This is a genomic window from Mesorhizobium sp. M5C.F.Ca.IN.020.29.1.1 (genome assembly GCF_003997375.1).
Lineage (GTDB): Bacteria > Pseudomonadota > Alphaproteobacteria > Rhizobiales > Rhizobiaceae > Mesorhizobium > Mesorhizobium wenxiniae.
In genome coordinates this window covers 1-3208 of the sequence record NZ_RZSW01000624.1, presented here as the reverse complement: position 1 = coordinate 3208, position 3208 = coordinate 1, and the positions used below count along the sequence as shown (strand labels likewise).

Annotated in this window: 4 protein-coding genes; all 4 read right to left on the bottom strand. The window is 61.6% G+C overall.

The annotated features are described in order from the left end of the window. On the bottom strand, nucleotides 1–363 hold a 363-nt coding region (locus EOA85_RS31030), incomplete at its 3' end, for an ATP-binding cassette domain-containing protein (protein WP_127212276.1). Between the two features lie 44 nt (nucleotides 364–407). Next, complete coding sequence (locus EOA85_RS31025; protein ID WP_127212275.1) at nucleotides 408–1229, bottom strand: carbohydrate ABC transporter permease; 822 nt, start codon at nucleotides 1227–1229, stop codon at nucleotides 408–410. Further along, on the bottom strand, nucleotides 1230–2210 hold the full coding sequence (locus tag EOA85_RS31020; protein WP_127212274.1) for a sugar ABC transporter permease: 981 nt from the start codon (nucleotides 2208–2210) through the stop codon (nucleotides 1230–1232). It abuts the gene before it with no gap. Further along, nucleotides 2210–3208: extracellular solute-binding protein (locus EOA85_RS31015; protein ID WP_127212273.1), on the bottom strand; the 999-nt coding region annotated here is incomplete at its 5' end. The genes EOA85_RS31015 and EOA85_RS31020, both read right to left, overlap by 1 nt.

Here is a 3208-nt window from a genome sequence, read left to right as displayed (position 1 = left end):
AAGGATATTGGCGGCATTCCTGACGCGGCCGGCGGTATCGGCCGGATCGGCTTTCTTGATCTTGAGGGCAAAGCCCATATTGTCGGCCACCGTCATATGCGGATAGAGCGCGTAATTCTGGAACACCATCGCGATGTTGCGGTCCCGCGCCCGCAGATTGTTGACCATCCGCTCGCCGATGGCGATCCTGCCGCCGGAGATCGTTTCAAGTCCGGCGATCATGCGCAGCAGCGTCGACTTTCCGCATCCCGACGGGCCGACCAGGATGACGAACTCGCCGTCGGCGATATCGACGCTGACGTCGTGAATGATCCTGGTGGCTCCGAAAGCTTTCTGCACGTTGTTGATGGTTACCGATGCCATTGGATTTCTCCGGGAGAAGAGTGATGTCGAGCTGGAATGCGGCTTCAGCCGCCCTTGACCGCGCCGGTGGTCAGCCCGGCGACGATCTGCTTTTGCGCGAACATGGTCAGGACCAGCACCGGCAGCGTAACCACCAGTGCTGCGGCGGCAAGCGGCCCCCAGCTCACCTGCTCATAGGAAAGCATGTTGTAGACGGCGACCGGTAGCGTGCGCGTCTCGCGGCTGGCGAGCACCACGCCGAAGACGAAATTGTTCCACGAAAAGATGACGGACAGGATGAAGGCGACAACGATGCCCGGCTTGGCGATGGGCAGGGCGACCAGCCGAAATACCTGCCAGGAGCTGGCGCCGTCGATGTTGGCCGCCTCTTCCAGTTCCATCGGCGTGGTCTCGAAATAGCCGATCATCACCCAGACCACGATCGGCACCGTCACCACCAGGTGGATGATGATCTGCGGCCAGAGCGTTCCGAGGATCCCGATCCATTGGAACAGCAAAAACAGCGGGATGAGATAGGACAGCCCCGGCGTCATGCGGGCGATCATGATGACGATCGCCGATCTTTCAGCCTTGAGCCGCGCTATGCCATAGCCAGCCGGTACGCCGATCAGCAGCGCCAGCAATGTCGCCGTGCCCGTCACCAGAACCGAATTCCAGAGATAGAGCAGGAAATTGTTCTCCTCGAACACCTTTACATAGTTCGACCAGGCGAAACGTTCAGGGATCAGGATCGGCGGATAGGCGCCGTTGTCGATCTCGAATTTCAGCGACAGCGAGATCATCCAGAGGAAGAACAGGATCGCCGGCGAGACGATGACCAGAGCCGCAAAAAACAGGCCGATCTGGTTGAGCAGACGTGAGCTCATCTATTTGCCCTCCGCATCGTTCCACTGCGAGCGCTGGCGCAGCATCAGGAGAATGAAGGACAGCGCCACGATGACGATGAAGAACACCACGGCCATGGCCGAGCCATAGCCGATGTCGTAGTAGGAGAAGGCGGTGTTGTAGAGATAGATGTTGATGGTTTCGGACGCCGTGCCCGGTCCGCCCTGGGTCATCGCATAGATGATGTCGAAGCTCTTCAGCGCATCGATGGTGCGAATGATCAACGCAATCATCAGGAACGGCGCGATCATCGGCAAAGTGAGGTAGCGGAATTGCTGCCAGGCATTGGCACCGTCGATCTCGGCGCTCTCGAACGGCTCGCGCGGCACCGAGGCCAGCCCGCCCAGCACGATCAGCATCACCAGCGGCGTCCACTGCCAGGTCTCGACCGCGACCAGCGAAGGGATGACCGTGTTGGCGTTGAATATCCATTCCTGCGCCGGGATGTCGACCAGCGATAGAAGGTAGTTGAGCACGCCGAGCTGGGGATGGAACATCATGGTCCAGACCAGCGCCACGGCAACGGGCGTTGCCATCATCGGCATGACGAAGACGCCGCGCAGCAGGCCGCGCAGCGGAAACCTGGCGTCGAAGATCAGGGCGGCGACAGTGCCCAAGAACATCGGCGCTGCCACCGACAGCGAGGTGTAGGTCAACGTATGAACAAGGGATTCCCAGAATCGCGGGTCGCTGGCCAGACGGAGATAGTTTTCCATCCCGGCAAAGCTCCGCGACTGGCCGATCGTCCAGCTGTTGACGCTCATCCAGAGCGTGAACTCCCAGGGAAACACGATCACGGCGCTAACGACGACGAGCGCCGGGACGACAAAGGGCCAGTAGTTGGGAGCCAGCCGGACCGACTGGCTCTCCTCGATGGCCTGCGTCGCTACCCCGGTGCGATCCGTCGTCACCTCGGTGCGACCCGTCGTCACCCCGGTGCGTTCAGGGGCGATGGTCGACATCAGCCCTGCTCGCTCCTGTCGAGAACCGGCTGGAACTGTGCGGTGGCCTTCTTCAGCTCCTCGGCAGGATCGGCACCGGCAATCATGTTGGTCAACGCCACGCCGTAGATGTCGCGGAACTCGGTGACCGGGATGATCACCGGCAGCGCCAGCCTGCTGATATTGCCGGACTGGACCACTGCATCGAGCCAGCTTGCCGGCATGGTGACGCCTTCGCGCACCTTCGGATCTTCCAGCACCGACTTGCGGAACGGCACGCCGGCGCCGGCCTGGAGCAGGCGTGCGCCCATGCCCGGGGAAACCGCCCACTGACAGAAGAGATAGGCAGCTTCCTTCTTTTCGCTGGAGGCGGTCACGCCGAGGCCGTCGCCAAACGTCCCGGAGGCATGCGCCTTGGGCCCCTTGGGCATGACGCCATAGCCGACTTTGCCGACCACGCGCGACTTTTCGGGATTCTCCATCGGCGGAGCAAAACCCACGCCATCGAACCACATGCCAATCTTGCCTTGCAGGAAGGCGGACTGCGCTTCAGCCCAATTGAAGCCGGTGACGCCCGGAGGGGCCGACTTGGTCATCAGCCTCTGGTAGAGGGCCGCGGCCTCGATCGCCTCGGGCGTTTCGGTGCGCAGCTTGCCCTTGTCGTCGAGCGGCGTCATGTCGTAGCCGAGCATCAGCGACGTCCACACCGGCGTGTTGGCATTCTTGAGGCCGCGGGCGACGAAACCGAAAGTGTTGGTGGATGGATCGGTCAGCGCTTCGGCGGCGGCCACCAACTGGTCGAACGATTCAGGGTATTTGAGGCCCTTGGCCTCGAACAGCTCCTTGTTCCAGTAGACGATCCAGTAATCCACCGAGAAGGGCAGCGAACGCAGCACGCCCTGGCTGTCCTTGGCGAAAAGCATGCCGGCCTCGGCGAAATCGCTTTCGACAAGCCCAGGATCGGTCAGGGTCGGATCGGCCAGATAGCCTGATATGTCGGCCAGCCAGCCACCCTTTTC